The 5,299-nt window shown below is 44.3% G+C and carries 5 protein-coding genes; all 5 read left to right on the forward strand.

Annotated features, from left to right (window positions below):
• On the forward strand, window positions 1-222 hold a 222-nt coding region (locus OB13_RS18680; protein WP_461491701.1), incomplete at its 5' end, for a hypothetical protein.
• A 72-nt stretch (window positions 223-294) separates the two neighbouring features.
• Window positions 295-1,269, forward strand: coding sequence for an NAD(P)/FAD-dependent oxidoreductase (locus tag OB13_RS18685; RefSeq protein ID WP_461491702.1), 975 nt, complete (start codon window positions 295-297; stop codon window positions 1,267-1,269).
• Window positions 1,270-1,577: 308 nt separating this feature from the next.
• Window positions 1,578-2,174, forward strand: coding sequence for a short chain dehydrogenase (locus OB13_RS18690; protein WP_461491703.1), 597 nt, complete (start codon window positions 1,578-1,580; stop codon window positions 2,172-2,174).
• 291 nt (window positions 2,175-2,465) lie between these two features.
• Complete coding sequence (locus tag OB13_RS18695) at window positions 2,466-2,702, forward strand: hypothetical protein (protein ID WP_461491704.1); 237 nt, start codon at window positions 2,466-2,468, stop codon at window positions 2,700-2,702.
• 61 nt (window positions 2,703-2,763) lie between these two features.
• Window positions 2,764-5,199 (forward strand): TonB-dependent receptor, encoded by a 2,436-nt coding sequence (locus OB13_RS18700; protein WP_461491705.1) that lies wholly within the window; start codon window positions 2,764-2,766, stop codon window positions 5,197-5,199.
• Window positions 5,200-5,299 lie beyond the last annotated feature (100 nt).

A 5,299-nucleotide genomic window follows, 5' to 3' on the forward strand; every position in this document is an offset into this window, starting at 1 on the left:
ATGAAAACCAAAATGAAACTTGTTGCATCCTTCAAAATATGGATTGCAATTTATCCTTCCATCACACTATTCCTCTACCTGTTTAGTAGGCCACTCTCCTTACTACCTTTATATCAGAGCACGTTACTGCTCACGCTCACTTTAGTTCCTTGGATCGTATTTATTGGGGTTCCTTTTGTTGATTTTATAACTCAGCTGGTTTTATCTAAAAAATACAAATAGGTAATTTAAGATGAACGCTGCAGGGAAATTTCATCTGCCAGACGCGCCTTTATCAGACAAAGTGCACTTACTATGGCAGCTTTTGCCTTACCGGTTCCTTTCACGAAATTTTTAAGCGCTAATAAGATGGCAGATAATAAAAAATATGATGTCATAATCATCGGGGGAAGTTACGCAGGACTTGCAGCAGGTATGGCACTGGGCAGAGCATTAAAAAAAGTGTTGATCATTGATAGCGGCGCACCCTGTAATCTGCAAACACCCCATTCGCACAACTTCCTCACCCAGGATGGCAATACACCAGCAGGAATTGGAAATCTTGGAAAGCAGCAGGTACAAAGGTATACCACCATAGCATTTTTTGAGGGCCTGGCAACTCATGGGAGAAAGACTGAAAAGGGGTTTGAAATTGGAGTAGCTTCTGGTGAGATTTTCCAGGCGGAAAAGCTAATTTTCGCAACAGGCATCCAAGATGCTATGGCTGATATTAGCGGTTTTTCCGAATGTTGGGGTATTTCGGTTCTTCACTGTCCTTATTGTCATGGGTTCGAAGTAAAAGGCGAAAAAACGGGTATCCTAGGCAATGGAGAGTATGGCTATGAGTTAGTCAAGCTTCTTTCAAATTGGACAAATGATTTAATCCTGTTTACTGATGGAGCTTCAACATTGACCGCTGAACAAACAAAAAAGCTCAAAAGTCATCATATACCCATAGTAGAGAAGCAGATCTCTAACCTAGAGCACATCAACGGATATATTCAGCATATCCATTTCAAAGACAGCACGAAAGTCTCCTTGAAAGCAGTATACACGCGAAGACCGTTCAAACAACATTGTCAAATCCCGGAGGCTTTGGGATGCGAAATAACGCAAGAGGGCTACATCAAAACAGATACTTTCCAGGAAACTACTGTTGACGGAGTCTATGCTTGTGGCGATAATACCACACGTATGCGGACTGTCGCAAATGCGGTAGCTATGGGGACAACGGCTGGCATGGCTGTTAGTAAGAAAATGATTTTTAAGCAATTTGAAGCGATTGCCTGACGCACTTAAAATATCAGCTACCCCTATTTTAAATTTCTATGCGAAGGACACTGCATTTCAAGGATAGAGTAAAGTCTTTGAAATACGAAACAAAAGTCTGAAACGGTTAGGACAGCGGCGCTTTTACAGGTATAGGTATAGGTATAGGTTGCTTCCTCCGAATTAGGGCCTGGTCAAACATTGCTCCAGTTTCAGTAGGCAAATATCCGTGGTGATATGTACTGTGGTGAGAGTTGTCAGAACTCCTTCATCCAAGCAATTCTTGCTAAGCAATCTTCTTTTTACTTTCCATACATAACAATTAAAAAATGAAAATCATCATCGTAGGTGCGACCGGCACCATGGGCAAGCATTTGGCAAGCGCTTTCGAAAAAGAGCATGAAATAATAAGGGTAGGTTCCAAAAGCGGAGACTTTCAGGCAGATATTACTTCTCCTGAAGCCATCGAAAACTTATTTGAGCAGGTAGGCTCATTTGATGCGCTTATATGTACGGCAGGACCATCCTACGTCGGACCTTGGAAAAAAATGACCGATAAGGAATTCAGAAGAGGCATTGACGGTAAGCTGATGGGGCAAGTTAATTTAATACTCATTGGCCAAAACTATATCAATCCCAAAGGCTCCTTTACCCTGATTACCGGAGCGCTGACACATGAGCCCGTTATGAACTTTGCGAATGCATCGGCAGCCAATGGAGCAATAGAGGCATTCGTGCGTGCTGCTGCGATTGAATTGGAGAATGGAGTTCGGATTAATGCTGTTAGTCCAACCGTTTTGGAAGACTCCCCGCAATATTTCCCATTCTTTCACGGGGACATCCCCGTCACCATGAAACAACTTGAATACGGGTTCCGCAAAAGCGTATTTGGTGCCAATACAGGACAGGTAATCAAACCCTATTAACTCCTTATAGAAAAAAGCAGCTTCAGTAGGACCATTTAACTATACGCGAATGGTCCGGCTGGATCTGTGGTCCCAGTGTAAACAATATAGCTTTTCAGAAACCTGACAGGCAAAATTGGACATGGGTACCTGCGCAAGTGTGTTGTAAACATCGGATTTCAGGGGTTGTAGTGTCCCTGGCTGTAAAGTCTTCGAGCTATACCTCTATAAAGTTCACCCCAAAAACCACCCGCCCGGGTGTTTTTTTCGTTTGGGGCCACCCCTACTTTTGAATCAAACAAATGAACAACTATGAAGGGCATGACAGAGATCATCATACAGGAACACCTCGACCCAAAATGGGGCGAGTGTTTGGAGGGCGTGTCCATCCGGTACACAGACAATCTAACCATCTTACAAGTCAGTCTGAAAGACAATGCCCACCTGTACGGCATTCTCAACCTCATCCGGGACCTAAACCTGCAACTGATCTCTATAAATAGTCTGACTGCTGAAAAACAGGCTCTTCCGGTAATTTCAAAGCCCTGATTTCTTTCTGAAGCGGTGGTTAAACAAACAAGTCTCTCCTCATTATAAAACAAAAATAGATATGAAATACAGTATATTACTTCCTTTCCTGCTTCTCATTTTTTCCTATCCGGTTTCAGGACAGGAGATGTCTCAAACAGTGCGGGGCACTTTAACAGATGCAGACAGCAAGGCCCCCTTGATCGGGGCATTCGTGACGATTATGGGATCCAAGCCTGTTAAAGGAGCCGTTACGGATCAGCATGGCGCATTCAGGCTTGAACAAATTCCACCCGGTCGAATTACGCTTCAATTGTCTTACCTGGGGTATGAACCCAAAGTTATACCCGACATTGTGGTAAACTCCGGCAAGGAAGTAGTGCTGAACCTGGACCTGCAAGAATCCACAGTCAAAATGGCTGAAATCGTGATAACCCCCGATCAGGTAAAAGGACAAGCCCTGAACGAGATGGCGCTAATCAGCGCACGTTCCATTTCACCCGAGGAGACAAGTCGGTATGCGGGAGGTTTAGGCGACCCTTCGCGCATTGTTTCGAATTTTGCCGGAGTGGCCAACAGTCCCAAAGGAAACAACGATCTTTTTGTAAGAGGCAATTCTCCTAAATATGTACAATGGCGGCTGGAAGGTATGCCCATTACCAACCCGAATCATTTTGCCGACCAAGGCGCTATTAGTGGCGGATTAAGTACCCTGAACAATAACATGCTGGCCACTTCAGATTTCTACACAGGAGCCTTTTCCCCGGAATACGGCGATGTCCTATCGGGCGTGTACGATGTGAAACTACGTTCAGGGAATAACGAAAAATTTGAAACCGTCCTGGGGATAGGTATTTTGGGCACCGATATTACCACCGAGGGGCCTTTCAAAAAGGGTTATGCAGGATCATACCTGCTTAATTACCGCTATTCTACCATTTCATTACTAACAGACCTCGGTTTAACAGGTGTAAAAGGAAGTCCAAACTTTCAGGACGCCGCAGTTAAGGTTTTGTTGCCTACCAAAAAAGCGGGTTCCTTTTCCTTTTTCGGGTTAGGTGGCGCCAGCAACGCTTTCATGGAGGAGGTAGAACCCCAGATTGCGGAAACACCCGGCGACCGCTCCATGCTAGCCGGTATCAGAGAAGACCTGGACTTAAACTCTTATCTCTTAAACCTGGGTATAAGTCACACACTACCTTTCGGACTTAACAACTATTTACATACCGTGGTAGGGCATTCCCGTGAAGGTATAAGGGACGAAGTCTTTGAGTCGAACATAGAAAAGAGATATGATGACAACGGGGCTTTTGTAAGGGATTCGGTGTATAACACCCATTCCAATTATCAAAGCCGCTTGTTTAAATCTACTTACCGGAGCGCCATTAGCTATCATCATAAAGTAGATGCACGGAACAAGATTGAATTGGGTACCCTCTATACTCTTATCGATTATGATTACCGGCAAAGCCAGTTACAGGAGGATGCAACCAGCAGAGTGTATCTAATTGATTTCAGGGAGAAGGTTGGTACTCTGCGGAACTATATTAGTTGGAAACACCGGTTCAACGAAGCCATCACCCTTGTAACCGGCTTGCATAACACGTATGTGCTGCTCAATCATAAAAGCACCCTAGAGCCAAGGATCTCTTTTCAATGGCAGCTGAACCCGGCCAATTCACTTCAGGTTGGCTACGGGAAACACAGCACCATGGAAAGTGCCCACAATTATTTTGCAAAAGTTAAGTCAGAGAAAGGAATAACAAGCGAGCCAAACCGGGAGCTCGACCTACTCAAAGCCCATCATTTTGTGCTGGGCTATGAAAAGCGGTTCTCTGAGGTATTAATGGCTAAAGTCGAAGCATATTACCAGCGACTTTATGATCTGCCGGTCGAAAATAGTTCAAACAGTTCCTTTGCCACGATAAACGAGGGACCGGATTTTAACTATGTAGAATTAGTAAACAAAGGAACCGGTAAGAATTACGGTATTGAGCTGACTGTGGAGAAATTCTTTAAAAACAACTTTTATTATCTGATTAACGGATCGCTCTTTAATTCAACCTACCAAACATTGGATGGGAAAACCCGGAATTCGCCTCATAACGGACATTACCTGGTGAATGTATTAGCCGGAAAGGAGTTTGTGAAACTAGGCCGCCATCATAATCAAACCCTGGGATTGAATGCGAAAGCCTTTCTGAGTGGAGGCAGGTATATCATACCACTCTTAAGAGACCAAGAAGGAAACTTAGCGGTTGACCCGGCTAATAACCAATTCTGGGATTATGGAAAAGCCTATGAAGCCTCGCTGGATAACCTTTATAACCTCACGCTTTCGGCCAGCTACAAATGGAACAAAACCCGGACCACGCACGAGCTATTCCTGAACCTGGACAATGTCACCAATACGAAAGGAAAACTCTCGGAGTATTACGACGCTAGCAAGTCCGGTTCGATAGGATATACCACGCAGCGGGGTCTGCTTCCCAACCTGATGTACAAATTCTATTTTTAATATCCACAGCTGTCAACCGTTTGCAGTCATTCGAAACGCAACAACAGCGATTCAATACAGTTCTGCTTTGCTTGGACATCCTCCGGCAATAAGATGAAAT

The organism is Pontibacter sp. HJ8 (assembly GCF_054824225.1).

Excerpts from the sequence above, each read along its gene's own strand:
- OB13_RS18700 (WP_461491705.1), top strand. The coding sequence starts at position 2,764 with ATGAAATACAGTATATTACTTCCTTTCCTGCTTCTCATTTTTTCCTAT.
- OB13_RS18690 (WP_461491703.1), top strand. The coding sequence starts at position 1,578 with ATGAAAATCATCATCGTAGGTGCGACCGGCACCATGGGCAAGCATTTG.
- OB13_RS18695 (WP_461491704.1), top strand. The coding sequence starts at position 2,466 with ATGAAGGGCATGACAGAGATCATCATACAGGAACACCTCGACCCAAAA.
- OB13_RS18685 (WP_461491702.1), top strand. The coding sequence starts at position 295 with ATGGCAGCTTTTGCCTTACCGGTTCCTTTCACGAAATTTTTAAGCGCT.